The sequence below is a fragment of the Pseudomonas sp. RIT-PI-a genome (genome assembly GCF_001187875.1).
GTDB classification, from domain to species: Bacteria; Pseudomonadota; Gammaproteobacteria; order Pseudomonadales; family Pseudomonadaceae; genus Aquipseudomonas; species Aquipseudomonas coleopterorum.
This window is the reverse complement of record NZ_LGIR01000001.1, coordinates 1-26,050: the sequence shown is the minus strand read 5'-3', so window position 1 is coordinate 26,050 and position 26,050 is coordinate 1. Positions and strand designations below refer to the sequence as shown.

15 protein-coding genes and 1 rRNA gene are annotated in these 26,050 nt (G+C 62.1%); 6 read left to right on the top strand and 10 right to left on the bottom strand.

Translation table 11 applies throughout. The features are described 5' to 3' along the window. Positions 1-42 precede the first annotated feature (42 nt). Genes AC788_RS00080 through AC788_RS00060 form a run of 5 tightly spaced genes read left to right on the top strand, consistent with a single transcriptional unit; the run spans position 43 to position 5,224 of the window. Positions 43-741: a fimbrial biogenesis chaperone gene (locus tag AC788_RS00080; RefSeq protein ID WP_049858614.1), complete on the top strand. Its 699-nt coding sequence runs from the start codon at positions 43-45 to the stop codon at positions 739-741. 24 nt (positions 742-765) lie between these two features. After that, positions 766-3,348, top strand: coding sequence for a fimbria/pilus outer membrane usher protein (locus AC788_RS00075; RefSeq protein ID WP_049858613.1), 2,583 nt, complete (start codon positions 766-768; stop codon positions 3,346-3,348). 7 nt (positions 3,349-3,355) lie between these two features. Next, positions 3,356-4,234, top strand: a complete 879-nt coding sequence (locus AC788_RS00070) for a fimbrial protein (protein ID WP_161804275.1) — start codon at positions 3,356-3,358, stop codon at positions 4,232-4,234. 10 nt (positions 4,235-4,244) lie between these two features. Then, positions 4,245-4,730 carry a fimbrial protein gene (locus AC788_RS00065; RefSeq protein ID WP_177327933.1) on the top strand — a complete coding sequence of 162 codons (486 nt, stop codon included), beginning with the start codon at positions 4,245-4,247 and terminating at the stop codon, positions 4,728-4,730. Then, entirely contained in the window at positions 4,727-5,224 is a 498-nt protein-coding gene (locus tag AC788_RS00060; RefSeq protein WP_049858611.1) for a fimbrial protein, read from the top strand. The genes AC788_RS00065 and AC788_RS00060 overlap by 4 nt, the downstream gene beginning before the upstream one ends. Positions 5,225-5,228: 4 nt before the next feature. Here AC788_RS00060 and AC788_RS00055 read toward each other — a convergent pair whose 3' ends face one another. From AC788_RS00055 to AC788_RS00030, 6 genes are all read right to left on the bottom strand, one after another. Beyond that, positions 5,229-5,876 carry a response regulator gene (locus AC788_RS00055; protein WP_049858610.1) on the bottom strand — a complete coding sequence of 216 codons (648 nt, stop codon included), beginning with the start codon at positions 5,874-5,876 and terminating at the stop codon, positions 5,229-5,231. Positions 5,877-5,904: 28 nt separating this feature from the next. Then, positions 5,905-8,790, bottom strand: coding sequence for a hybrid sensor histidine kinase/response regulator (locus tag AC788_RS00050; RefSeq protein ID WP_049858698.1), 2,886 nt, complete (start codon positions 8,788-8,790; stop codon positions 5,905-5,907). 123 nt (positions 8,791-8,913) lie between these two features. Further along, positions 8,914-10,110: an EAL domain-containing response regulator gene (locus AC788_RS00045; protein ID WP_049858609.1), complete on the bottom strand. Its 1,197-nt coding sequence runs from the start codon at positions 10,108-10,110 to the stop codon at positions 8,914-8,916. After that, complete coding sequence (locus tag AC788_RS00040) at positions 10,107-12,944, bottom strand: ATP-binding protein (protein ID WP_049858608.1); 2,838 nt, start codon at positions 12,942-12,944, stop codon at positions 10,107-10,109. The genes AC788_RS00045 and AC788_RS00040 overlap by 4 nt, the downstream gene beginning before the upstream one ends. 64 nt (positions 12,945-13,008) lie before the next feature. Further along, positions 13,009-13,890 (bottom strand): 3-hydroxyisobutyrate dehydrogenase, encoded by an 882-nt coding sequence (gene mmsB / locus AC788_RS00035; protein ID WP_049858607.1) that lies wholly within the window; start codon positions 13,888-13,890, stop codon positions 13,009-13,011. A gap of 10 nt (positions 13,891-13,900) precedes the next feature. Then, entirely contained in the window at positions 13,901-15,427 is a 1,527-nt protein-coding gene (locus tag AC788_RS00030) for a CoA-acylating methylmalonate-semialdehyde dehydrogenase (RefSeq protein ID WP_049858606.1), read from the bottom strand. A gap of 100 nt (positions 15,428-15,527) precedes the next feature. Between AC788_RS00030 and AC788_RS00025 the strand changes: the two genes are divergently transcribed. Next, positions 15,528-16,454, top strand: a complete 927-nt coding sequence (locus AC788_RS00025) for a LysR family transcriptional regulator (protein ID WP_049858605.1) — start codon at positions 15,528-15,530, stop codon at positions 16,452-16,454. 28 nt (positions 16,455-16,482) lie between these two features. Here AC788_RS00025 and recD read toward each other — a convergent pair whose 3' ends face one another. From recD to rrf, 4 genes are all read right to left on the bottom strand, one after another. Next, complete coding sequence (gene recD, locus AC788_RS00020; protein ID WP_049858604.1) at positions 16,483-18,570, bottom strand: exodeoxyribonuclease V subunit alpha; 2,088 nt, start codon at positions 18,568-18,570, stop codon at positions 16,483-16,485. Further along, positions 18,567-22,262 carry an exodeoxyribonuclease V subunit beta gene (recB, locus tag AC788_RS00015; protein ID WP_049858603.1) on the bottom strand — a complete coding sequence of 1,232 codons (3,696 nt, stop codon included), beginning with the start codon at positions 22,260-22,262 and terminating at the stop codon, positions 18,567-18,569. Before recB ends, recD begins: the two co-directional genes overlap by 4 nt. Next, positions 22,259-25,738 carry an exodeoxyribonuclease V subunit gamma gene (gene recC / locus AC788_RS00010; protein ID WP_049858602.1) on the bottom strand — a complete coding sequence of 1,160 codons (3,480 nt, stop codon included), beginning with the start codon at positions 25,736-25,738 and terminating at the stop codon, positions 22,259-22,261. Before recC ends, recB begins: the two co-directional genes overlap by 4 nt. 210 nt (positions 25,739-25,948) lie before the next feature. Beyond that, a 5S ribosomal RNA gene (gene rrf / locus AC788_RS00005) occupies positions 25,949-26,050 on the bottom strand; the annotation flags it as partial.

The window sequence follows — 26,050 nt, the reverse complement described above, 5'->3', positions numbered from 1 at the left end:
GGCCGCATCCCGGCTGGCCTTGCCGAGCATGAAGGTATGTCCATGCGTTCCAGATTCCTTTCTCTTCTGACCCTGTTGCCTGTGCTGCTGGCAGGTCAGGCGAGCGCCGCCGTATCGGTAGGCGCTACCCGCGTGATCTATGACAGTGCCGCCAAGGAGGCCAATCTCAGCGTCAGCAACCGTGGTGAAGACGCGCCCTATCTGGTGCAGTCCTGGGTAAGCGCCTACGGCGCCCAGACGGAAAACAGCGTCGAAGGCTTCCTCGTCACTCCACCGCTGTTTCGCCTGGATGGCAACAGCGAAAACGTGCTGCGCATTCTCTACACCGGTTCGCAGTCGCTTCCGCAGGACCAGGAAAGCCTGTTCCTGATGAACGTCAAAGCGATTCCGGCCATGACTCAGGAACAAACCGCGCAGAACGTGCTGCAGATCGCCCTGAAAACCTCCATCAAGCTGTTCTACCGGCCTGCAGGCCTCAAGGGCACGCTCAAGGAAGCAACCGCCAACGTGGCCTGGCACTCGAACAACGGCAAACTGCAGGTGCGCAACCCCTCCGGATTCAACCTGGTGGTCAGCGAGTTGAAGGTTAACGACGTCGCCACCGCGGACATCCCCGATGTCATCCGCCCCGCAGAACAGCGCCAGCTCGACGTCGCAGCCAAGCCTGGCGACCGCATCACCCTGAGCTACATCGACGAATACGGCAGCACCCTCGTCGCACCCACTGCCCAGGTCAACTGACCCTCCCTGACTTCAGGATGCCCCATGCTCCGTTCGCACCGTTTCATGCGCTCACGCGCGGTGAAGGTCATCGGCTGCCCTTTTTTTGCAGCCCTGGCCTTGCATCTCGCCGATGCCCAGGCCGGCTACCGGTTCGATTCCTCGTTTCTGGAAATTGGTGGCGGTCGCACATCGACTGCGGTGCAAGAACAAGTCAGCGCATTGAGCGAAGGGCAGTTACCCGGGATCTACCACGTCAACGTGAGCATCAATCAGAAACAGGCAGGCCAGAGCGACCTGCGTTTCATCCGTGACCCACAAACCCCAGCCCGCTCGGTCACCGGCTTGTATCCCTGCGTGGACAGCGAATTTCTATTGAGCAATGGCGTCTCCTCCGACGTGCTGCAGGGGGCTACCGAGGTGGAAACCGGCTGCGTGGATTTGAGCGGCCCGCTCAGTGGCGTGAGCTACGACTACGACTTCAATCGCCAACACCTCGACATCCAGATTCCCCAGGCGTATCTGGGCAGCATTCCGTTTGCGCTGCGGCGCAAGCAATGGAGCGAAGGCGAGCAAGTCGCGTTCGCCAACTACAGTTTCTCGGGCAGTGCCGCGCAGTACGATGGAAAGGCCCGTCAGAACCAGTTCGGCACCCTGCGCAGCGGCATCAACAGCGGCCCGTGGCGGCTACGCAACCATTCGACCTGGCGCAAGGGAACCGGCAATCCGGGCCGCTGGCAGAATCTGGAAACCTACGCGCAGCGGGATCTGGGCAACCTGATGGCGATCGCCACCGTGGGCGAGGCCAACACCGAAGGTGATCTGTTCGACGCCCTGCCTTATCGCGGCGTGGGGGTGGCCTCCGACCTGGACATGCTTCCCGATCAGGCTCGGGAGTTCGCGCCTGTGGTGCGTGGCATCGCCAACGGCCGCTCGCGGATCACCATCCGCCAGCGCGGCTATGTGATCGACGAACGCTGGGTGCCTTCGGGCCCTTTCGCCCTGACCGATCTCTACCCCACCTCCAGCAATGGCGACCTGGAAATCACGGTAGAAGGGCCTGATGGGCAGCGACAGGTGTACACCCAGTCGTTCTCCTCCGTGCCGTACATGCTGCGCGAAGGTCAGCAGAGCTACTCGTTCTACGCGGGCCACTATCGTCCCAGCGAAGACAGCCAACAGCACGCCGCACCAGCTTTCGTCCAGGCCAGCCTGCGCCGGGGTTTGAGCGGCGGCACCACGGTGTTCGGCGGGACCTTGACCAGCGCCGAATACAACGCCGGCCTGCTGGGTCTGGCGCACGACTTTTCCGGTCTGGGCGCTGTATCTCTGGATGTGACCCACGCCCGTAGCACTGGCGTGGGCGCAGGCAAAGCCAGTGCAAGCGGGCAGTCCTACCGCTTTCGCTACTCCAAGTCACTGGCCGCCACCGACACCAACTTCAGCCTGATCGGCTATCGCTATTCCACCAGCGGCTACTACTCGTTCAGCGAAGCACTCAACAGCCGAGAGAACGTGCAGGCGCTGTCCAGCTATCGCAACGGCCATGTCAAAAGCAACTTCACCGCCAACATTTCCCAACAACTGGGCAATTATGGCGGGCTGTACGCGAACCTGTCGAAATCGGCCTACTGGAACTACAGCAAGGCCGACACCTCGCTCCAGGTGGGCTACAACTTCACCGCGCACAATGTTTCCTACTCCCTGGGCCTGGGCTTGAATCGGGGCAATGAAGTGGACAGCCGCAGCGTGTCGCTGAGCATCAGCTTGCCGCTGGGCGGACCGTCGGGGCAGCGCGCCACCTTCAACACCAGCCAGAGCTCGACGGGCCAGGCATCACGTACCGCAACCCTGAGCGGCAACGCGTTGCCGGAGGGAGCACTGAGCTACAACGTGGGCGTTTCGCAACAAACCAGTGACCAGAGCGACGTCCTGGGCTCATCGATTGCGGCGCGCTATGACGGCTCCCGCGCAGTGGTGCACGGCGCCTACAACCGCTACGGCAATGACCAACAGTTGGACTACGGCATTGAAGGCGCGGTGCTTGCTCATCGCAATAGCCTGATCTTCAGCCAGCCGCTGGGCGAGACCAACATCATCGTTGCCACTCCCGGGGCTGCCAATGTCAGCGTGCTCAACAAGACCGGCGTGTACACCAACGCCGACGGCTACACGGTGGTGCCATCGGCCCTGCCCTACCGGAGCAATCGCATTTCGCTGGACACCGAAAGCCTGCCCGAAGACATCGATATCACGCAGCTGGTGCAGGAGGTCGCACCGACCCGCGGCGCCTTTGCGCTGGTGGACTTTCACACCCAGCGCGGCCGCCGGGTGTTACTCAAACTGAGCGATCAGTTCGGCAACCCGGCTCCTTTCGCCGCCAGTGCGCAGTTGCTGGACGTGCAGGGCGTTCCTCTGAACGCCGCGATGGTGGCCGACAACGGACGGATCTTCCTCAGCGGTGTGCCGGACAAGGCGCGACTGCAGGTCAGCGTCAATGGTCAATCCTGGTGCGCGGTGGCACTGGACCTGGCCGATCAGCCCACCACCGGCATCGCCCAGATCCAGTCCCAGTGCGACCGGCCCGCGACCGCCCAACAGCCAAGCCAAGGTGTACCCAATGTATGAAGCTTGTTTGAAAAAGGCCGTCCTGGGCCTGCTCAGCGCACTGCTGTGTCTGCTGAGTGCGCCGGCTCAGGCCTTGATCGAGAACAACATGAAATGCACTCACAGCAATTCTTCCGGTGATCTGGGCAATGTAGCCCCCAATACGCAGTTCGGCCTGATCATGCAAGGGAGCTGCACCGTTACACGCCGGTATCCGGTAGGGGCATCGCTGCAGTACTCACAGAACAAACTGGTAGGCAACCCACCAAGCGTTATGGCGTTCTACATGGGGATGCAATTGTCCGAAGTACCCGTCGGCACCCCTGGTACGATCTGCATACCCATCACCTGTCAAACCTTGGCGGTGGGCCGTGTCGTGAGCTACTCCGTCGCTGTGATAGGCATGACAGCCGCCACCACCGGTCAGCACTGGCTGGCGGTGCAACTGACCAATACCTCCATCGGAGGCTGGCAGGCCTACGGTGACTATATGAATGCGCTGCTGATCAGCTACACCGTCACGGCGCCGTCCTGCAGCCTGACCTCGCCGGGCACCGTCAACCTGAACTTCGGCACGCTGCGCAATGACAGCCTGCAGAACGTCAGCCAGAACACCACCGTCTCGCTCAACTGCGCCACGGCCTTGCAGGCCAACGTCACCCTGGCCTCCAACCAGCAGACCATGGACGCTGCCAACGGCCTGTCGACGACCTCGCTGTCGGGACTGAACATGGCCGCGCGCTGGACCGACAGCAACACCGCCGTCTCGCTCAACAGCGCCCGCAGTATCAACCTGCGAGCGGGCGACAACAGCCTGAACCTCGGCTTCACCCCACGTCTGGCAGCGGGCGCATCACCGGCCGGCAGCTTTCAGGCGCAATACACCCTGACCATCGATTACCGCTGAGGCATTGGCCATGAAACGTTCTGCCCTGCTGACCCTTCTTTTGGCGTCGATGATCGACACCGCCGCACTGGCGGCCAGCGATACCGTCAACATCAGCGTTCGGGGAACACTGACCCGCCCGCCTTGCGTGCTGGCCAGCAGTTCGACCCTGACGGTCGACTTCGGTGACGTGCGTACCGACCAGGTCGCCAGCGCCGCACCGATAGCGGTGCCGGTAACACTGACCTGCCCGGCGGGCTCGTCGCTGAACGTTGGCCTGAGTTCGAGCAACAACACCTTCACCGACACCGTGGCACGGACGACGGCCGCCAACCTGGGTGTCTCGCTGTTGTGGACCAGCAACAACACGGCGGCCAACCTACTAAACGTCAAGCGCACCCTGACCGGTCAAAGCGGCAGTGTGGACCTGAGCCTGAGTGCACGACTGGTGCAGCGTGGCGAGCTCACGCCCGGCAGTTTTACCTCCACCTTCGTGATGAACATCGAGTACCTATGACCATTCGTCATCTTGCCCTGCTCGCCTGGCTTTGCTCATCCGGTGCGCTGGCCGCAGGCGATAGCGCCCGTATCGAAGTGACCGGCCAACTGATCTCCCCGCCCTGCAGCGCCCGCTTCGCTGGTGTTCAGCAGGTGGATCTGGGAGTGGTATCGCTCAATCAACTGCACGACGCCAAGGTCGGCAGCGTCGATGTGCCCTTGGTCTTCGATTGCCGTGACGCCAGCCGCGTCGACCTCAAGCTGTCGGCAGCCAGCACCAGCGATCGCCGCACCCTGGCCACCAGCCTGGCACAGCTGGGCTTGCGCCTGAGCCTGCTGCGGCCGCAGGTGGCGGGGACGGAGATCGATTTCGGTCTGGGCCAGAGCAATGCCTTCACCGTGTCCGGGAAGACCTTGGAGCTGGTATTGCGAGTCACCCCGGTCATGCTGGAAGCACTGCCCGAGGCGGGCAGCTACAGCGCCTTGCTGATGCTCGAAATGACCTACCTGTAGCCGCCTACTCGAACTGCTCGGCCCGTATGCAGTACGTCAACAGCGCTTGATCGCTGTCCACTTCCAGCTTGCGCATGGCGGCCACCTTCTGCGCACTGACGGTCTTGATGCTGCGGCTCAGGTGGCGAGCGATATCGCTGACGCTCAACCCCATCACGAACAGGCGCAGCACTTCCAACTCCTTGGGTGACAGACTGGCGAACCGCTCATCGACCTGCTGAGTACTGCCGACCACCGAACTGGCGGGGGCCTGTGGGCTGCGGTAGCTGCGTCGATCGCTCAGGGCGCTCAAGGCCTTCTGAATCTCTTCGTGAAGGTGATTTTTCTGGATCACGCCCGCCACCCCGAGCTCGTCCAGACGCGACAGGATCAGGCTATTGGAAACCATGGTGAGCACCAGCACCTGAGTGTCGGGGAAGTGGCGCAGCACGTACTGGATCAGTTTCAATCCGTCGCCATACACGGCATCGCCGGGCATGTTGTAGTCGGTGATGAGCACGTCCGGCCGATGGGTCTGTAGTTGCTCCACCAACTGGCTGGGGCTGACGGCCTCAGCCACCACGGCAAAGCGTTGATCGCGCATGACCATCTCACGCACCCCCACCAGGACGATGGGGTGGTCGTCGGCAATGACGACTTTCAGTTGTTGCATAAGCTACCTTCCGTGCGTTGTCCAATGATCATGCGCGCGGCTCCTCTCGCAGAGCCATCGCCACTACGCGCAAGCGTTCCAGCAACACCCTGATACCGGCACTGGCGCGCGCGTCCAGAGGGCCTTGCTCCAATGCCGCCTCCCATTGACCACAAGCCATGGATAGCGCCGTGGCCCGTACCGTGGCCAGGCCGCCGTTGAGGCTGTGCAGACGCTGTTGCACGAGGGTGCCGTCACCCGAACGCAGACCCTGTTCGATCTGCTCGATATCCTCATGCAGCGTACGTTCCATCAGTTGGCGCATCGCCGGCGACAGGTCGATCCAACCCTCGAGATCCACCGCCAGCCCGCCGCCCTGCGCTTCGCTGCAGTGGGCCAGCACCGTCGCGCGCAGCATCGACAGACTCAACGGTTTGACGACCCAGGCATTCATGCCCACTTGCAGGCAACGCTCACCTTCTTCGCGCATGGCGTTGGCGGTGACCCCGATGATCGGCACCGTAGCGCCGATGCGACGCAGCTCGCGAGTCAGCTCGTAACCATTCATGCGTGGCATGTTGACGTCGGTAATGACCAGGTCGAACGCTTGCGCGGCCCACGCCTGCAAAGCCCGCTCGCCATTTTCCGTCACCGTCGCCTGGGCCCCAAGCGCCTGCAGTTGCTCTTGCAATATGGCCTGATTGATCGGGTTGTCTTCGGCGACCAGAATCTGCAATGGCTTACCCGGCAAGCGGCTACCCTGCTGGGGCTGCGAGACCGCCGGCGGCGCTTGTAGTGCGACAATGGGCAGTTCCAGCAACAGCGAAAAACTGCTGCCCAGGCCAGGCTCGCTGACCACGCGCATGCTGCCGCCCATCAACTCGCTCAAGCGGGCACAGATCGACAGCCCAAGCCCGGCACCCGTGCTCTGGTCACGCTCGGACACTTGGTAAAAGGGTTTGAACAGCTGCTCCAGAGCCTTTTCCGGGATACCCGCGCCGGTATCGGACACCTGCCACTGCAACGCCACGCGCGCCTCGCTCATTTCGACCACGGCCAGACGCACCAGTACCCGGCCCGATTCGGTGAACTTGATGGCATTGCTCAACAGGTTGTTGAGGATCTGCCGAATACGCCCCGGATCACCACGCAGGCGCGCAGGCACCTGTGGCTCGATCTCGGTTTGAATCGGCAGGCCCTTGTGCTGAGCGGCCGCCGTGAAACCACGGACGGCCTCCTGCACCAGATCCTGCGGACAGAAGGTAATCGCCTCGAGCGCGATCTGACCGGATTCGATCTTGGACACATCCAACACATCGCTGATCAGCTGAAACAGCACCGCCGACGAGCCTTGAATCACTTCCAGATACTGACGCTGACGATGGTTGAGATCGGTCAGGCCGAGCAGTTCCAGATTGCCCAGCACGCCATACAGCGGTGTGCGAATTTCATGACTCATGGTGGCCAGGAACAACGTCTTCGCCTCACTGGCCTGGTCGGCTGTGCGGCGGGCCTCCTCCATGGTCTGCGCCGTATCGACATGCTGGGTGATGTCGTTGAAACCGCACAGCAGCACATCCTCGCCCTGATAGCGGGTCGCCACGAAGCACGCCTGCAGATGTCGTCCGGCTACCTCCAGCCAGACCTCATCGGGGGTGGCAGGGACGTCACCGAGGTTCAGCGACTTGATCAGCTCGGCGGTGCCCTGCCATTCACGTGCACGCTGGTTCTCGAGCAACACTTCGTGGTCTTCGCGGCGCACGACACTCAAGCCGACCGGGGCGTTGTCCATCATCACCCGGTTGAACGCCTCACCCTCGAACAGACGCTGTTGAGCACGCTGCGCCGGCTGCACGATCTGCAGGCGGTACCAGCGGTTGATCCACCACCCCACCAGCAACGCCAGCAATACCGTCAAGCCAAGGCCTACCAGGGGCCACTTGGCGTAACGCAGAAAATCCTGATAGCTGATGGCGTACAACGCAGTCCAGCGCGCGCCGTTTTCAGTGCTCATCTTGAACCGCAAGCCCTTGCCGCTGAAGCTCAAGCCCATCGGCGCCTGACTGTCATCGTCCAGGCTGCCGAGCAATACCTCGCCCTGGGGCGAGATCAGGGTGAACTGGTTGTACACCGGACGTCGCAGCAGTCGTTCGATCTCGTTGATCTGCCCCATGTCCAGCAGCGCCACTACGGTGGTCAGGCCCTGTTCCTGCCGTGAGGGCATGACGCTGGCAGGCAGGTCGACACCGATGCTCGCGACCAACGTCTTGGCAGTGCTGTACAGGCCCGATGGCGCCCGTAGCCAGCGCACCCCCGTGCCGCTGAGCAACGGCCGCTGTGGCTGCAATTGCTCACGCAGACGCCCGGCTATCTCCAGATACTGGGCCTGGCGCAACGGCAGACGCTGCCGCGTGCCATCAATGCCTGGCACGGCAATGTCGAACTGAGCGTTGGGGGCGAACACGAACATCTGCGGCGAAGCGTAATAGGAGCCAGCCCAATAGGTGCTGTAGTAATCGGTCAGCTGAGTACCCAGAGAGAGCGCACCGCGGGTCTCCATGCTGGTCAGCCGACTGTCATAGGCCAAGGTGAAAGGCAATGACAGTGGCAATGCGCGCCCCTGAAACAGCTCGCGGTGGCCATCGCTGCCCAGCGCCGTCGTGCTGGCCGGTTGGACGTCGGCCAGCAGGCTGTGGTTGGTGCGATCGTAGGCACTGGCCACGTTGCGCAGGAACGTCTCATGCTCGTGGATGTTCTCGATCACCCGAGCGAAATGAAACTCCACCTTGTCCTGTTCCGCCTCGACCAGGCGGCTGACGGCCCAATAGCTGGTGCTGGTGAGCAGCAGCGTCAGCCCCGCCAACAGCAGCAGGCCCTTGTTCAGGCGCTGCGAACTGAGCGCCAGCGCCCCGAGACGCAAGCTTGCATGCTTCATGATCAATACCGTTGAAGCCTTGATGAAAGGCGTAGTGCCTGGCAGTGGCAGTGGCCGTGGCCGTTGACGCCTGAATGCAGGCAACCCTTCCCTTGGGCTTCGTAGACATCGGACCCCGTCCGATCAGCTTAGTGCTGGCGCAGGGCCATCTTCTACCAGCAAAGTGCTGAAACGATCAACCGCAACAGCGGGCGAGATGAGAAACCCCTGTACCTGCTCACAGCCGATACGACGCAGCAGCATGAGCTCGGCATGGGTTTCCACGCCTTCTGCCACCACGGCCAGACCAAATTTGCGGCACAGCTCGACAATGCTCTGCAGTGCCGTGGCCAAGTGCTCGTTGTCGGCACATCCGTGCACCAGCGAGCGGTCGAGCTTGAGCTCGCTGAAAGGCGTGGACACCAGGTTGAAGTACGAGCTGAAGCCCTGACCGAAATCATCCTGGGCCAGGCCAAAGCCCTTCATGCGCAACCGGCACGCGCCCGCGTAGTAATCGCTGAGCTGATGGGTGGTGGAGGTTTCCATCAGCTCGAAGATCACCTGCCGTGGATCGGCACCCTGCTCCACGACCTGCGCATGCAATCGGTCAGCCAGGTCATGCTGATCCAGCAGATGGGTCGGCAGATTGATCGAGACGGGAATGCTGTAGCCCTTGCGCCGCCAGTGCTGCTGCGCAGCCAACGTATGCCGCAAGGTCAGCCACAGCAGTGTTTCTTCCAACCCCGCCCGCTGCACCAATCCGAGAAAGGCCCCGGGCATCAACAACCCTGCACCAGGATGCAGCCAGCGCGCCAATGCCTCGGCGCCGACGATGCGGCCATCGCACAGGCTTTTCTTGGGCTGGAACCAGGCCTGTATCTGACCGTTGTGCAGCGCTGCCGCGACGGCGTCCACATCCTCCAGGATCGGCTGGCCGCCCGCGCCGCGCGGTGCGCCGCCGATCTGGTCCAGACAGTCGCGCAGGCGTTGCACGGCCGTCGCCTGCACAGGCTTGGAGATCAGACCGGCGACGGTCAGCCCCAGGTTGCGCGCGGCCAGACCAGCCCCCTCCAACATGCGGCGCGACGCCACGCTCATCAGCGCCAGTACCGGAGGCTTGTCCAGGGTCGCCAACTGCTGGATCAGCTGTACCCCATCCATGCCGGGCATGAGCAGGTCACTGAGGAGCAAATCGTAATGGCCGCCAGCCAGCGATTGCAGCGCCGTCTGCCCGTCCCAGACGGTGTCGACGTTGAAGCCACCCGCTTCATTGAACACATGCACCAGATACTCATGTTGAAAGGGGTGGTCTTCAACGATGAGCACGCGATAGGGACTCACGCCACCCTCCGCGGGTAGTGCTGCAGACACTGGTGCAGAGCCCGCAACGTCACCGGCTTGATCAGGCACTGGTTCATTCCCGCGGCCAGACACTTGTCACCTTCTTCGCGCATGGCATTGGCCGTGGCACCGATAATGGGCAGCGTGCAGTCACGCTGGCGCAACTGCGCGGCAAGCTCATAGCCGTTCATGCGCGGCATGTTGACATCGGTCAGCACCAGGTCGAACTCGGCGGCGTGCCACAGCGACAACGCCTCGACACCGTCACCGGCCAGTACCACGTTGCAGCCCAGCTCCTCGAGCTGATCACGCAGAATCAATTGATTGATCACATTGTCCTCGACCACCAGCACGCGAAGATTCAGCTCCATCTCAGCGGGAGCTTCGGTCACGCCGGTGCATTGCTTGCGCGCTTGTCCCTGGGCACGGGACACCGCTTCCCTGATCTCTTCCAGGTTGTTGAGGTTGGCCTGCCAGATGCCTGAAAGCGCTGCATCGAACGTCAGCTCCATGGGGCTGGCGATGACCCTCGGACCGAGCCAGTGCGGCACAAGGCTGGACTCTTCGGCAACCGTCTCCAGCTCGACCAGTACGGCATCGACAGGCACCTCCCCTGCTGCCGGCACCCCAACCTGGGCAATCGCGCCCCAGCGTCGCAGCCAGCCGCAGACGCTGTCGGACAGGTCGTGCATGCGCGACACCACATAGACCCTATGGGCCATGAGTGGCTCGGCATTGACCAGGCCCGGCTGCTCGCGCACCTGCTCCAACGGCACATCGAAGGCGAAGCTACTGCCCAAGCCCGGTTCGCTGACCACTCGCAGATTGCCGTTCATGAGATGAATCAGACGCTTGCAGATCGACAGGCCCAAACCGGTCCCGGCTACCACATTGGCATTGCCACTGGCCTGGAAAAACGGCTCGAACAAATGCTGCTGATCTTCGCGGCTGATGCCCTTGCCGGTATCGACGATCTGCCAGTGCAGCACCGGGCGCTCGTCGTCTCGCGTATCCACGCGCACCCGCAGCACGATGCGACCGCTGTCAGTGAATTTGAGCGCATTGCTGAGCAGGTTGTTGAGCACCTGGCGTAATCGGGTGACATCCCCACGCAACTGCTGCGGCATCTGCGGATCGATGCAGCTGAACAGCCGCAAGCCTTTGCCTTGAGCTGCACCGGCATACCCCTGCATGACTTCCCGAACCAGCGCCAAGGGCGAGAAGGTCGTCAGTTCCAGCGACAATTGCCCTGCCTCGATCTTGGCCACATCCAGCACGTCGCAGATCAACTGCAGCAGGTTGGCCGATGAGCCCTCGATGGCTTTCAGGTAGTTGCGCTGCTGCTCATTGAGTTCGGTTCGCGTCAGCAGCTCCAGGGTACCCAGTACGCCGTAGAGCGGCGTACGGATTTCATGGCTCATGGTGGCCAGGAACAGCGTCTTGGCCTCATTGGCCGCGTCCGCCGAGCGGCGCGCCTGCTGCAATGCTCGCTCGACCTGTTTGCGGGCACTGATATCGCTGAACGCACAGATCAGAACCTCTTCGCGCTGGTAACGTGTCGGCGCGAAAGCGAGGTAAAGATGGCGTCCATCCGCCAATTCGATTTCGTCGCTGCCATTGCGGTCCAGTTGATCGAAGGCCCGATGAATCCAGCCATGACACAGCTGCTCACGCTCCTGGCCATGGCCCAGCCACTGTTCCGCCAAGGGGTTCTGCAGCACGACCTTGCCATCACTGCGACGCAGCACGCACAGTGCCACAGGCGCGATGCGGATGACGGTGCTGCTGAACGCTTCACTCTCCACCAACGCTTCAATACGGTGACCTGCCGGGATGATCAGCCGCCGATCGATGCGCCGAACCAGCCAGCACATCAGTATCGTCGCAATCAGGCACGACAACAGACAGGTCAAGACACGTGCGGCCAATGCCGGAAGGAGCGCACTCAGTTTCAGGGTGTAGACGATCTGCCATTGCGAATAGCCCAGCTGTTTCTTGATCGCCAGATGCTGCGGAAGCCAGCCTCCGCCCACCAGGCCAAAAGCGTTGCTGCTCCTGAGCAGGTCGAGCGCCTGGTACGCCGATTGACCGACAGCACTGGTGAAGATCACTTCACCCCTGGCATCGAGCAGCAGAAAATCTCCAGCGCTGTCGTGGCGCAGCGCTTCCATCAGGTCTGGCACCTCCACTTCCAGGCCCAGCCACCCTGAAGCCGGACTGCGCTCGTCCAGCCGAGTGAAAATATACAGGGGCGAAGCGGCATCGCTCTGATCGCTGAGCCAGAGGTAGTCGTTGGTCGGTTGCCCAACCCCTTCGAAGGCTCGCAGCCTGCGCGGCACGCACATCGGTACGGGAGAAACGCTGTCGGCAATACTGAACAGACGGGTGATGGTGGACGTCTGGTCTGGCGCCAGACCCTGGCCCGCACCGATATACAGGAGGTTGACCTTGCTCTGTCGCAGGTGGCCGAGCATGCGCTTGGTCAGCCACAAGCTCCAACTGTCGGCACCTTGGCCCAAGGCGACATGCACCTCTTCGGTGGGTACCTCGTTGAGGTTGGGCTTGGGTTGCACCACATTGCGCACGGCTGAAAGCCCCAGGCTTCTGAGCAATGTCTGGCGGCTGACGAAGAAATTCTGAGCGTCGGAGATGGCCGCGTTCATGTCGCTGCGGCGCAGACTGACCTCATCATTGAAGGCCGTACGCAGATAACTGCCTGCACCGGCGAACAGCCCCAACACCAAGGCTGCGGCAAACAGATGCAACAGTTTGCGCGCCGCCTTGGGCGTCGAGAAGGAAGAGTCCAGCGGTTGCAGGAAGTGTTTGAGTTTCATGGGGCGCACACTACGCACCCCACTGCACCCGGCCCATCAGACGATTCTTAAACACTCATGGCGGTCAGCGTTGGTACGCCTTGACGATCGCCGAGAAATCCAGCCCGCCCTCCCCGCGCAGACTCATCGCCTGATACAACTGCTGCGCCACCGCCCCCAGAATCACCGGCTGGCGGGCCTGCTTCGCTGCCTCGGTCGCCAGGCCCAGATCCTTAAGCATCAGCTCGGCTCCAAAGCCCCCGCTATACCCACGAGCAGCCGGCGCTGTCTCGCTGACGCCCGGCCACGGATTGTAGGTGTCCGAACTCCAGCATCGGCCCGTAGAACTGTTGATGATCCCGGCCAGCACTTGGGTATCGATGCCCAGCGCATTGCCCAGGGCCATGGCCTCGGACACGCCGACCATGGAAATCCCCAGCAGCAGGTTGTTGCAGATCTTGGCGATCTGTCCCGTGCCCACCTCACCACAGTGAACGATGTTGCGCCCCATCTGCGCCAGCACTGGCTGCAACTGGCCAAACAATTCGGCCGATGCGCCGACCATGAACGTCAGGGTGCCCGCCTGGGCGCCGCCAGTGCCACCCGATACCGGCGCATCGGCCAGGTCGACACCCTGCTTGGCCGCGGCGGCGGCAATGTCGCGCGCAGTCTGCGGGTCGATGGTGCTGCAATCCACCGCCGGCGTACCGGAACGAATACCCGCCAGCACGCCCTCCTCGCCCAGATAGACGCTGCGCACATGGGTGGCTGCCGGCAACATGGTGATCACCAGCTCGCCCTGCGCGGCGGCATCCTTCGGCGATGCGCTGATATGGCCACCCAACTGCGCCAGTTCGGCAAGCACAGCCTGGTTGAGATCGAACAGGTGCAACGTATGGCCGGCCTTGAGCAGGTTGCGCGCCATGGGCGCGCCCATGTTGCCCAGGCCAATGAAAGCGATGTTCATGGCGGTGCTCCTACTTCAGGTTGATGGTGGTGTTGACGCCATCGTTCACGCTGTCGTCATCGAACCAGCGCGCCGTGACTGTCTTGGTCTGGGTATAGAACTGCACCACCTGCTTGCCGTAGGGCCCCAGATCGCCGAGTTTGGAACCGCGCGACCCGGTGAAGCTGAACGAAGGCACCGGCACGGGAATCGGGATATTGATCCCCACCTGGCCCACATCGATCTCGCTCTGGAACTTGCGCGCCGCCGCACCGCTCTGGGTGAACAGCCCCACACCGTTGCCGAACGGATTGGCGTTGACCAGGGCGATGGCATCGTCGAGGGTGTCGACTTCCAGCGTGATCAGCACCGGCCCGAAAATCTCCTGGGTGTAGATCTGCATATCCGTGGTGACACCGCTGAACAAGGTCGGCCCCACGAAGTTGCCCTGCTCGTAACCTGGCACCTGCACGCCGCGGCCATCGAGCTCCAGCTTGGCGCCTTCCTGCACACCGCTGTCGATCAAACCCGTGACACGCTCCAGCGCACGCCGGGAAATCACCGGACCTACGTCAGTGCCCGGCTCGCTGCCTGCGTTGACCTTGAGTTTCTGCGCCAGCGCCTTCAGGTCCGGAATCCACTCGCGGGACTTGCCCACCAGCACCGCCACCGAAGTCGCCATGCAGCGCTGCCCGGCTGCACCGAACGCAGCGCCGACGAGCGCATTGAGGGTCTGCTCGCGGTTGGCGTCCGGCAATACCACCGCATGGTTCTTGGCCCCCATCATCGACTGCACACGCTTGCCATGGCGGCCAGCCAGGTCATACACATGAGTGCCGACCGCAGTCGAGCCGACGAACGACACCGCTTTGATATCGGCATGGGTGCACAGCGCATCCACCACTTCCTTGCCGCCATGCACCACGTTCAGCACGCCAGGCGGCACACCCGCCTCCAGCGCCAGCTCTACCAGCTGGACCGTGGACAGGGGATCCTGCTCGGACGGCTTGAGCACGAAGGTGTTGCCGCAGACGATGGCCATTGGAAACATCCACAACGGAATCATCGCCGGAAAGTTGAACGGGGTGATCCCGGCACAGACGCCGATGGGCTGACGCAAGGTGTAGGTATCGACGCCCCCTGCGACGTTTTCGGCGAACTCGCCCATCTGCAGGCTGCCGATGGAGCAGGCGTGCTCGACCACTTCCAGGCCGCGGAAAATATCGCCTTCGGCGTCGGCAATGGTCTTGCCCTGCTCGGCACTCAAGGTCTGGGCGATCCGTTTGGAGTGTTCGCGAATCAGGGCCTGGAGCTTGAGCATGATGCGCATCCGCGCACCCAGCGGCGTCAGACGCCAGGTCTTGAACGCACGCTGCGCGGCAGCTACCGCGGCATTGACTTCATCGGTCGTGGCGAAGGGCACACGCGCCAGCACTTGCTGGGTGGCCGGGTTGACGATGTCGCGCCATTCCTGAGTGGTCGACGCGACCCATTGGCCATCGATCAGCAGTTTCACATCGTCGAGCTTGCTGGCATTCGGTTGAACGGACACGTTCATGGATGACCTCCGCGTATTTATTGTTGTGGCGAGACGGTTCTGCGATGGAGTATAGAGGCTGCAAACATCTAACAAGAACTCACAATAAAGCCGGTCCAACATGCAAAAAGACCTTAGCAGCCTGAACTGGGACGACCTCAAGTTCTTTCTCGAAGTGGCCCGCACCCGCAAGGCCAGCATCGCAGCCAAACGCCTGGGGGTGGACTACACCACCGTGTCGCGACGCATCGGCTCGCTGGAGAACGCGCTGGGTACCCTGCTGTTCGAAAAATCACGGACCACCGGCTTCGTCCTCACCGCCGAAGGGCAGCGCCTGCTCGCGTCGGCCGAATCCATGGAAAGCACCCTGCACATGGCCTGCGAACAGGTTTCAGGCTCCGGCGTGGCACTGTCAGGACACATTCGCATGGGTTGCACCGAAGGCTTCGGCAGCTTCTTCATCACCCCGCAACTGAGTCACTTCGTCGACACCTACCCGGCAATCTCGGTCGACATCCTGCCGCTGCCACACTTCATCAGCCTCTCCAAGCGCGAAGCCGATATCGTCATCGCGCTTGAACGCCCCGAACACGGTCCCTACGTCTGCTGCAAGCTCTGCGATTACCGATTGAAACTGTATGCCACACGCGCCTACCTGGATCGCCACCCGCCCATCGACAGCAGCGCCCAACTCAGCGGCCACCGCTTCATCAGCTACGTCGACGACCTGGCGTTCAGCTCTGAGCTGCTCTACCTGAGCAAACTGCTGCCCAACGTCAACGCCGGACTGCGCAGCACCAGCGTGATCGCCCAGTACACTGCGGCGCTCCAGGGCCACGGGCTGGTCATCCTGCCCTGCTTCCTGGCCGCCCAGGACGAACGCCTGGTGGAGGTCCTGCCCGAGGAAATCGATATCACCCGGCAGTTCTGGATGTACTGCCGCGAGGACTTGCGCAAGCTGAAACGGATTACGCTGTTGTGGGATTACATTCGCGACGTCACCGACCGCAACGCACCGCTATTGATGGGCACCCCCGCCCCCCTGTAGCAGCGCCGCCAGCCGCGTCCTGCTCCACTCAGACGTTAGACTGCCACCCAAGCATCAACCCACTGAGCCTCTTCACCTTGCGCCGCACCGCTTCCTCGAACACACCCTTGCGGCTTTCGACCAGGGTGAACCAGTGCTTGGCACGCGTGATTCCGGTGTAGATCAACTCCTTGGTCAATACCAGATTCAACGCGTCCGGCAGGATCAGCGCCGTGTGCGCGAATTCGGAACCTTGGGATTTGTGCACCGTCATCGCGTACACCGTCTCCACGTCATTCAACCGACTGGGCAGCACGAAGCGAATGCCGCCCTGCCCGTCATTGCGCGGGAAGGCCACGCGCAAGACCCTTCGCTCGCGCCCGCCACCCTCGGGCAGCATAAGGGCGATGCCGATATCACCGTTCATCAAACCCAGGCCATAGTCGTTGCGGGTCATCAATACCGGCCGGCCTTCGTACCAGGGTTGGCTTCCGTCGATCAGGCGCGCCTGGGTCAAGGCCTGGGTGGCGCGTGCGTTCAGGCTTTCGACCCCCCAAGGCCCTTTGCGCACGGCGCACAGCAGCTGAAACTCGTCGAAAGCATTCAGCAACCCACGGGCCCAGGTTGCCCAGGCTTCATCTTCCAGTGGCGTTTCTGCCGGCGGTCGAGCCCTGTCGATCTGCTCAAGATAGCGGCGGTAGCCTTGTGGTCCATCGCTGCTGCGACCCTGCCCGTCCAGCAGCAGACGCAACAGCGCTGCATCGTGTTCGCCTTTGAGGGGCAGCCAATGGACATCGGTGTGTCGACCTTCCTGGAGCAAGGCACGCGCACCTTCGGCGTCCTGCAGGTTGACCCGGGCAGCCAACTGGCCGATGCCACTGTCCTCGCCGAACCGACGCGAGTGCCGCAACATGACCACCTGTTGTGCCAAAGCGTGATCACGCTCGTTACCTTCGAGCAAACCACTGTGCGCCAGATCCTCGCCGCTCACCTGCTCCAGCCAGGCTCGCGTCGCCGGGCTGTAATAGCCGGCCTCGGCCTGGCTGCATAGATCGCCCAGCACGGCCCCCGCCTCGACCGACGCCAACTGATCCTTGTCGCCCAGCAGCACCAGCCGCGCATGAGGCGGCAGCGCGTCGAGCAGGTTAGCCATCATCTCGAGGTCGATCATCGAGGCCTCGTCAACCACCAACACGTCCAAGGGCAGAGGGTTGGCCGCATCGTGACGAAAATGCCGCGTACCTGGACGGCTTCCCAGCAGCCGGTGAACGGTGGTTACCTCGGTGGGAATGCGTGCCTTGATCGCCGCGTCCACTTCCAGGCTCTGGACCTGCAGGCTGATCGATTCCGTCAGCCGAGCCGCCGCCTTGCCGGTCGGTGCCGCCAGACGAATGCGCAGCGGTTTGTCCTGGGCAACGGCAGGCCCTTGCAGGAGCGCCAGCAAGCGTACCACCGTGGTGGTCTTGCCGGTCCCCGGGCCGCCGGTGACGATACTGAAGGCGCCACGGGCCGCCAGCGCGCAGGCCAGTTTCTGCCAATCGATCCGCGCCCCATCGGCGGTGCCGAACAATTGCGTCAAACGCTGGGCAAAATCGTCCGGTATCGGCTCATGCGCCTCCAGACGCTGGCGCAACGCATCACCGATGCGCCGCTCGTAAGTCCAGTACCGACGCAGGTAAAGACGTTGACTCGAAAGCACCAAGGGCGAGCTGCCAGAAGTGTCGTCCTCGCCGCCAACCAAAGGGCTGTTCGCCAGACTGCTCAACCAGGCGTCGGCACTCAGACCCTCCAGCAACTGCGATGGCAGCAGGGCCACGCCTCCCTGCAGGTCGCCTTCGGGCGGCAGCGACAAGGCGAAATCCGGCGCCTGCAGCGTTGCTGCCAAGTCCAGGCAAACGTGTCCATGCCCAAGCTGGTGACTGGCCAAGGCAGCAGCCAGCAACACCAGGGGATCTCCCTGCGGATCGAGGTCAGCCAGAAACGCCACGAAGGCCTTGTCCAGCGCGCGCAGCCAGCCGCGCTCCACCCAGCGTTCGAGCAGCGCCAACAGGTCAGCCGTATGTGTGCGGGGCTGCAATCGAGCAAGGCTGTGTGCGTCCAGAGGCGTCGGCAACAGGTCGGCAAACGAGCGGGTCATGGTGTACTTTCCTCGAACAGGTCGGCCTGGACATCGCGGCGTCCGCCTTTGAACAATGCATCGAGCTCCTCGATGAGCTCACGTGGCGGACGCGTGAAGTACACCCCTTGACTGGGCGCCCCCAGGCCGCGCAGAAACACGAATACCGCACCTCCGACATGCTGGTCGTAGTCGTACTCCGGTAGCCGGGCTTTCAACTGTCGGTGCAAGGCGAGCAGGTACAGCACGTATTGCAGGTCGTAGCGGTTGGCCAGAATGGATTCGGTCATCGCCTCCTGGGTATAGGCATCATCATCCGGGCCCAGCCAGTTGGATTTGTAGTCGGCAACGTAATACTGGCCCTGATGCTCGAAGCACAGGTCGATGAAGCCCTTGAACATGCCATTGAGCATTGCCCCTTCGGCTGGCAGCCGAAGCACGCCAGGGTGAGTGTACTGGCGCACCAGAGCATCGAGCCGGGTCACGTCAACCTTGTGGCTGGCGAACCAGAACTCCATTTCGATCTGGTATTGATCGAGCTCAGCCATGCGTACCGACGCGCGTTCGGATCCGAGGCGCAATGGCTCGTCGATGAAACGTCGCAGCCATTCGTCGAGGGTCGGGATCCAGCCGGTCCAGCCGCGCCGACTGCAACGGCGGGCGGCGGTGTCGGCCAAACGGTCGGGGGCCCCCGCCACACAGGCGAACCCCTCGCGCCCCGCCCCCTCCAGTAAACCGTGCAGAAAGGTCCCTGGACCCGGACCACGGGGGAAACGATGAATATCGCCGCTGGTGGCCGGCACTTCGCGCGGTACCTGGACGTCCAGGCGCTCATCGTCCATGAGCTTCTGCTCAAGCGCGCTGTCGGGCGCCTGATCGTCATCCACGCTCAAGGTGTCGCTGATGCGCAACGCACTGTAGGAGGCTATCCACCAGTTTTCCCGCGCACTGCGCTTGGGTAGACGCAACTTGAGCAGCGCGGCATCGCTGCGCAACGGTACGTAGCGGGTCTCGTCCGCTTCCGGTACCGGCAGGCTCACGATGTCCGGGCATCCCGCACTCGCAGCCTGCAACCAGCTCGCAAGCTGGCTCGCATCGACCAGAGGCTGCCCGCCGCCCAACAGGTAACCAATGGCCGAGCGATGAAACACCGACTCCTTGGTTGTGCCGCGCTTGAGGTCCGCGATGCCGAGCCAACAGCTGTGTTGAGCCCGGGTCAAGGCCACGTAGAGCAGACGCAGATCCTCGGCCAGACGCTCGTCGTCGGCCAGCGCCACCTGTTCAGGCGTAGGGCTCAGCGTCATTTGCGCCCGGTGTGCCGCATCGTGATAGATCAACGGCAAGCGCTTGCCATCCACCGGCTTGCAGCTGCAGATGAAGGGCAGGAAAACCAGCGCGTACTCCAGCCCCTTGGACTTGTGAATGGTCACCACCTTCACCAACTGCTCGTCGCTTTCCAGGCGCAGGATGTGCTCCTCGGCCGCGCTGCCGGACAGCGCCAGCTGTTCGCTCAGATGACGGATCAACGCTTGCTCACCATCCAGTTCGCTGGATGCCTGCTGCAACAGTTCGCACAGGTGCAGCAGGTTGGTCAGGATACGTTCGCCATCGTCGCGACCGATCAACGCCAACGGCAGGTCGAAGTCGTGCAGCAACCTGCGCAGCATCGGCAGCACACCCTGGCTGCGCCAGATGGTTCGATAGCTGCGGAACTGCATGACTCGCGCTTCCCATTCCAGCTCGCTGAGATTCAACTGCTCTAGTTCATGCAGCGAACGGTTCAGCGTCATGCTCGCCAAGGCAGCGCGCAATTGCCGCTCCGAATCGGGCTCGGCGCACGCCTTCAGCCAGGCCAGCAGATCGTGGGCCTCCTGTGCAGCGAACACCGAGTCTTTGTCCGACAGGTACACGCTGCGTACACCGCGCTCGGTCAACTCGGCGCGCACGGCCTGAGCTTCCTTGCCATCGCGTACCAAAATGGCGATGTCGGCCGGCAGAATACCTCTGACTTTGCGCCCCTCCACTTGAAAGCCACCTTGCCCGGCTTGGCCGGCGTTCAACAGGCGCACGATTTCGGCCGCGCAGGCAGCTGCCAGGGCCTTGCGATAGGCAACGCCCGAAACAGGCTGATCACTGGGCAATTGCCATAGGGTCAGCGCCGGTATCGCCTGGCCCTCGACGACCAACGATTCCTTGCGCCCCTGGGCCTGCACATCGATGAACGGCACCGGATTGTCTTCACCCTGCCTGAAGAGGAACGCACCTCGCCCCTGCGCACGTTGCTCGGCCTGCATGAACACATGGTTGACCGCCCCGACCATGGCCCGGGTTGACCGGAAATTGGTACCCAATGTATGCAGCCGCCCCTCGGTCGCACGACGTGCCTGCAGGTAGGTATGTATATCGGCACCGCGGAAGGCGTAGATCGCCTGCTTCGGATCGCCAATCAGGAATAGACCGGTCTCCTGTTCGTTCTCCTCGATGTGATAGATGCGCTCGAAAATGCGGTACTGAACCGGATCGGTGTCCTGGAACTCATCGATCAGGGCCACCGGGAACTGTTCGCGAATCAACTGGGCCAACTGCTCACCACCGGCGCCCTGAAGCGCACGGTCGAGCCGGACCAGCATATCGTCGAAGCCCATTTCCGCACGCCTGCGCTTCTCTTCCTCGAAGCGTTCGCCGATCCACTGGGCAGCATGCCTGAGCACCGCGCTTTCAGGTGTCGGCAGCGCCGCCAGCGCTGCGGGCAGCATGACCATCGCCTGCAATCCAGGATGATCAGGGGCCTCTCCCTTCCAGGCTTCGGCCATGCCTTCGGGGGTCAGGCGGGTAAAGCCGGTGCCGATATCCAGCTCGTGCTGATCCGGGTCGGTCGCCCAGGCCGTGATCTTCTCGAACCAGGGTTCGAAATAGCGGGCCTGCATCTTGCGACCGTCGACCGCCTTCGCCGCCACGGCCTGCAGGCAGATTTCACGCAACTCGATGGCCCACTGCGGCCAGGGTTTCTTGAGCTCGATCAAGGCCTGCTCGCGCTCGGCCAGAGCACGCTCGATCAGCCCGCCAGGTTCATCGCCCGAAGCGCCCTCGTGCGCATGGGCAAACAGCCCACGTACTCTGGTGAGCAACGCTGCGGGCCCGCCCAGATGGGATCTTACCCAATCCAGGGCAGCGCCTTGCATCGGGTAGTAATAGCGCCGCCAATAGTCGCGCACGACTTCGCCCAGCAGGTCGCTGTGATCGGTCTCCAGGCTCTGGGTGAACAAACTGCCGCTGTCGAACGCATGCTCGCGCAGCATGCGCTGGCACCAGCTATGAATGGTGGAAACAGCCGCCTCATCCATCCATTGCGCAGCAATATCCAGTCGGGCTGCGCTGGCCGCCCACTGGGTGGTGTCGAATTCGTTGCGCAACTGCGCGATCAATGCATCCGGTGCCGCGATCTCGTCTCGAAAAAAACGAGCCGCTTCGGCCAGCCGTATGCGGATCCGCTCGCGCAGTTCCTTGGTCGCCGCATCGGTGAAGGTCACGACCAAGATCTGCGGAGGCAGCAGTTCGCGACCGAATCCGTTGATGTCCGCACCGTGGCCCAGGATCAAACGCAGATAGAGTGCGGAAATGGTGAATGTCTTGCCGGTGCCCGCGCTGGCTTCGATCAACTGACTGCCACGCAGGGGGAAGGCCAACGCCAATGGACGTTCAAGAGAGGTCATGATCGGGCCTCCTGCTCATCGACCGAGCGCCAAGGCGCTTCCAGCATGGGTTGGTAGAGCGTCTGAGCCCAACCCTCGAATTCTTCACTGTCGACCAGTGCATCGAAATCAGCGAACTGACGCATCAACGCCACCGCCTCCCGGCGCTCGCCATTGCTGGTCACCCCATCCCCCTCATAGGCTTTTCGTGCTGCCGCCAAGGCTTTCTCCTCATCAGTCTGCGAAAGCCAGGCCACGGCTGTCTTCACCGCTACCGGCAGAGGACGGGTCATGCCCGTCTGCCAGGCCAGCAAGAGATCGCTCAGCGCCGTTTGAGCCTGGTCCAGAGGCAATGGATCGAGCAACAAGGTATCGTCGCTGGCCACTACCGCCGTTGTCAGGGGCAGTCCCACGGCGCACGATGCGAGATGCAAGACCCAGGGACGTATCAGACGATGCCATTTGCGCGAGCGCACGCCGCCGATGGCATTGGCGATCGTCGAAACACTGAGGCAGTTGCCATCCTCGCGCTGGTACACGCCCGCCAGCCACCCCTCCAGCACGATGCCCTGTGCTTGGAAAGTGATCGGTAAAGCGCTGTCCAGCCGGGAAGGCCAGAGCACGAGCAACTGGCGATAGCGCTCGAGCAGATCGAGCAATGGTTCGATCAATTCTTCCCGCAGTCGCGTACCGAACTCTGCCATTGGCAAAAGACCGCTGCCCTGCAACTTGCGAGCGTGGTTCTCCAGCGTGTCGGTGATTTCACCGGCACTGGCCATGCCCGCACTGAGCAGGCTGTCACTGAGCGTGTAACGCTCCAGCGCATCGAGCACGAAGGGCTCGATATCGGACACCGGCTTCTCGGCCGACTCGAAGAAGACCTTGAGCCGCTGGCTGAAAAAGTGCCTGACCGGATTGCGCAGAAAATCCTGCAGTTGAGCCACGCTCAATGGCTCCTCCTGACGATGAGCAGGCAGCGGTACCTGCGCATCCGCTGCCGCTATGCCTGCGTGCAAGTGCTGCCACTCGCTGGCAAAACTGAAGAGCGCAGGATTTCCCTGGTGAAAGTACCGAGCACTGAAAGGCTGAAGCGGATGCTCCAGCGTGAGCGCGTGCAAGAGCCTCTGTCCGCTAGTGGAACTGTCCAGTGCCTCATCGCCTGACAGCCGCCAGCCACTGGCCAGGTGATCGCGCAACTGCCCGATCAGCACCGACGGTGGCCGTTCGCTATTGTCCCTGATGCTGCGCCCAACCCAGCTCACGTAGAGTTGCTCACGCGCCGAGAGCAGCGCTTCCAGCAGCAGGTAGCGGTCATCCTCGCGACGGGAACGGTCGCCTGGGCGGTAATCGCTGCCCATCAAGTCGAAATCCAGCGGCGGCTGCGCCCGCGGATAGTCGCCATCGTTCATACCCAACAGGCAGACGATCTTGAATGGAATGGCGCGCATCGGCATCAAGGTGCAGAAGTTGACGGAGCCTGCCAGAAAGCGCTGGCTCAAGCGCCCCTGATCCAGCCCCGCGAGCCAGGCTTCACGCACCACCGTCAGCGGCAATTGCTCGACCAGTCCCACCGCTTCGCAGGTTTCCAGCCACTCTTCACGTAGTTCTTCAAGCTGATTGAGCAGGTATTCGTCATGCTCCGTGTCGGCAGTGAAGAACAGCTGCAGCAACTGATGCAGTCTGATACCCCACTGCGCAGGGGTGGCCGGACGATCAAGTTGCTGACAGGCCACTTCCAGCGCATCCAAAAGCGCTGCAAGCGGCCCGATAAGCGCTGCATCCAGGCCACCGATTTCGTCGTAGGGCTCGATGTCACTGCACCCTATTCCGGTTCCCACGGCATAACCAAGCAACATCCGTCGCAGCCCAAAGCGCCAGGTGTTCTGCTCCAGTTCGATCGGCAGTCCCATCTGCGTGCGTTGGCGTGCATCGAGACCCCAGCGAATACCCGCCCCTTCGATCCAGCGACGCAGCGTCGGCAGATCCCGCTCCAGAATTGCAAATCGACTGCGCAGGGCAGGTACGTCGAGCAGATCAAGAATCTCGCTCACGGGGAAGCGACTGTCCGGCAGCTTGAGCAGGTGCTCGACCGCTATGAGCAAAGGATCACGCCCGCGTTGCCCTTGATCGGTCAGCGTGAAGGGGATGAATCTGCGGTCATCCCGGTCCAGCTGGCCAAACACAGCTCGAATATGGGGGGCGTAGCTGTCGATGTCGGGCACCATGACGATCACGTCACGTGGACGCACCGCGGCATCGGCACTGAAGCGTGCCAACAGCTGATCGTGCAGAATCTCCACCTCGCGCTGCGCACTGTGGGCAACGTGGAAGCGAATGCTCTTGTCGGTCTTGATATCGACGCTGGGCCAGATCGACTGTGTTTCGCCCAGGGGGCGCAGCTCGAGGATGTCGTCCTGCAACTGACCCAACAGGTGTCGCGGCTCGCCTTCGCTGAAAAGGTCGATACGACCGTCGCCAAATGCAGCCTGATAGCTGGCGGGGTCGTCATAGCTGTCGAGCAGATTGATGTAGTCACGCCCTTGCTTGCCCCAGGCGGCGAGCAGGGGATGGGCGTGCTGATGAAGGTTGTCTGAATCCAATACGACCGGCATGCCCTGCTTGCGAGCCTGTCGCTTGTATTGATGACGCAGCAGGTCCTTGTCCGCCACGATATCGGCCCAATGGTGCCGACAGGGGTTGTGCACACACAACAGCACCTGACTGAAGCGACCCAGCGCCGCCAAGGCTTCCAGGCCTTGGGCTGGTAGCGACGAAATACCGAACACGATTACACGCGATGGCAATGTCGAAGGTGCTTCATCCAGCGCCGCGGCAGCCTCCATGAAGCGTTGATGCACCCCCGCCCGGCTTTGTGCCATGCCTTCGGACCCTACATCCTCCAGCAATGCCCTCCACAACTCCGCTTGCCAACAATTGCCTACCGGCAAGGGCTTGCTCAAACCGCGCCCATTGCGCAGCTGATGCTTGCCTACCGCCCAGTCCTGAAGCCAATCCGCGCGATAGACCTGGTACTGATCGAACAAGTCTGCCAGGCGTTCTGACAACTGGTAGCGCTTGCGCAGGTCGTTATCGTCGAGCAGGAAGCGTTGGAGAGGTTCGAAATGGGGCCGGTCGATCAGTTGCGGTAACAGACGCATCAAACGCCAGGTAAGCGGTGCCTTATCGAGCAGCGAGGAAGAAGGAATCTGGTCGTGCCCCAATACGCTTCGATACAGCTGCCACATGAAACTGCCAGGCAACTGCACATCCACCGCCGCCGAAATTCCTACCCCTCCCTCCTCATCTGCGCTTTCGTCCGCGGCGAGCGCAAGCTTGAGCCATTGAGCGATGCCATTGCTCTGCACCAGGATGATTTCGTTTTCCAACGGACGCAGTGGATACAGGCGCATCCAGCTCACGACAAGACTGCGCAGTTCGTCCAGGCGATTGCCGTGTACAACCATGAAACCGGGGGTAAGGGGCGACATGGCCGACATGTGCGAAGTCCTTGAGGTAAACGTGAATCAAGGATCAACCATATCAGATGTAGCTTTGTCAGTTGAGCCAGCCGGTTCTGCTCAACGTGTAAGAGACAACTGAATGTCGACTTGATAAGTAGGAGAGGTCTTACAGGGAAGCGCTAGAGAAAAAGCCGTACAAAGACAAAACCCCTACCTGCTTGCGCAGATAGGGGTTTCGGAATTGAATCTTGACGATGACCTACTCTCACATGGGGAAACCCCACACTACCATCGGCGATGCATCGTTTCACTGCTGAGTTCGGGATGGGATCAGGTGGTTCCAATGCT

Coding starts and splice junctions, on each gene's coding strand:
- AC788_RS00050 (WP_049858698.1), bottom strand. CDS start 8,790: ATGAAGCATGCAAGCTTGCGTCTCGGGGCGCTGGCGCTCAGTTCGCAG.
- AC788_RS00055 (WP_049858610.1), bottom strand. CDS start 5,876: ATGCAACAACTGAAAGTCGTCATTGCCGACGACCACCCCATCGTCCTG.
- AC788_RS00060 (WP_049858611.1), top strand. CDS start 4,727: ATGACCATTCGTCATCTTGCCCTGCTCGCCTGGCTTTGCTCATCCGGT.
- AC788_RS00030 (WP_049858606.1), bottom strand. CDS start 15,427: ATGAACGTGTCCGTTCAACCGAATGCCAGCAAGCTCGACGATGTGAAA.
- AC788_RS00080 (WP_049858614.1), top strand. CDS start 43: ATGCGTTCCAGATTCCTTTCTCTTCTGACCCTGTTGCCTGTGCTGCTG.
- recC (WP_049858602.1), bottom strand. CDS start 25,738: ATGTCGGCCATGTCGCCCCTTACCCCCGGTTTCATGGTTGTACACGGC.
- AC788_RS00075 (WP_049858613.1), top strand. CDS start 766: ATGCTCCGTTCGCACCGTTTCATGCGCTCACGCGCGGTGAAGGTCATC.
- mmsB (WP_049858607.1), bottom strand. CDS start 13,890: ATGAACATCGCTTTCATTGGCCTGGGCAACATGGGCGCGCCCATGGCG.
- recB (WP_049858603.1), bottom strand. CDS start 22,262: ATGACCTCTCTTGAACGTCCATTGGCGTTGGCCTTCCCCCTGCGTGGC.
- recD (WP_049858604.1), bottom strand. CDS start 18,570: ATGACCCGCTCGTTTGCCGACCTGTTGCCGACGCCTCTGGACGCACAC.
- AC788_RS00040 (WP_049858608.1), bottom strand. CDS start 12,944: ATGAAACTCAAACACTTCCTGCAACCGCTGGACTCTTCCTTCTCGACG.
- AC788_RS00025 (WP_049858605.1), top strand. CDS start 15,528: ATGCAAAAAGACCTTAGCAGCCTGAACTGGGACGACCTCAAGTTCTTT.
- AC788_RS00065 (WP_177327933.1), top strand. CDS start 4,245: ATGAAACGTTCTGCCCTGCTGACCCTTCTTTTGGCGTCGATGATCGAC.